This window comes from Bradyrhizobium sp. SHOUNA76 (genome assembly GCF_023006445.1).
Classification (GTDB): domain Bacteria; phylum Pseudomonadota; class Alphaproteobacteria; order Rhizobiales; family Xanthobacteraceae; genus Bradyrhizobium.
Map to the genome: position 1 here is coordinate 1 of NZ_JALBHA010001072.1, position 649 is coordinate 649.

At 66.7% G+C, this 649-nt stretch carries 1 protein-coding gene and 1 pseudogene; both read left to right on the forward strand.

What is annotated here, in order from left to right; translation table 11 throughout:
• A pseudogene (locus MOV74_RS39785) lies at positions 1 to 382 on the forward strand (feruloyl-CoA synthase); the annotation flags it as partial.
• 25 nt (positions 383 to 407) lie between these two features.
• A partial coding sequence (locus MOV74_RS39790; RefSeq protein WP_246933067.1) for an SDR family NAD(P)-dependent oxidoreductase occupies positions 408 to 649 on the forward strand: 242 nt, incomplete at its 3' end.

A 649-nucleotide genomic window follows, 5' to 3' on the forward strand; every position in this document is an offset into this window, starting at 1 on the left:
AGCGGCCTGCGCACCGCTGGTGCGCGACGTCGTCATCGCCGGCATCAACCGCGACGAGGTCTCTGCCCTGGTCGTGCTCGACCTCGACGGTTGCCGGCTGATCAACCCGACGCTGCCGACCGACGACCTCATCGTCGCAACGCGTGACCGGCTGGTGCGCGAAGCCTTTCGCGAGCGCCTGACCGGTTTCCTCAGCCAAGCCACCGGTTCCTCGACGCGGATCACGCGCGCGATCCTGATGGACACGCCGCTCTCGATCGACAAGGGCGAGGTCACCGACAAGGGCTCCATCAACCAGCGCGCGGTGCTCGAGCATCGCGCCGCGCTGATCGAAGAGCTCTACGCTGCCAATCCGTCCGACCGTGTGATATCGGTCGCTTAAGAAATCATCGCCAAAGGAGAACGCCATGTTGTTGAAGGATCAGGCAGCCATCGTCACCGGCGGCGCATCGGGATTGGGCGCTGCCACCGCGCGAAAACTGGCGGCGCAGGGCGCCAAGGTCGCGGTCTGCGATCTCAATGCCAAGCTTGCAGAGACGGTTGCCGCCGAGATCAAGGGCGTGGCCGTGACCTGCGACGTCTCTGATGCCGCCTCCGCCGAGGCCGCGGTCGCGCAGGCTGCGAAAGCCCATGGCCCGGCGCGCGTGCT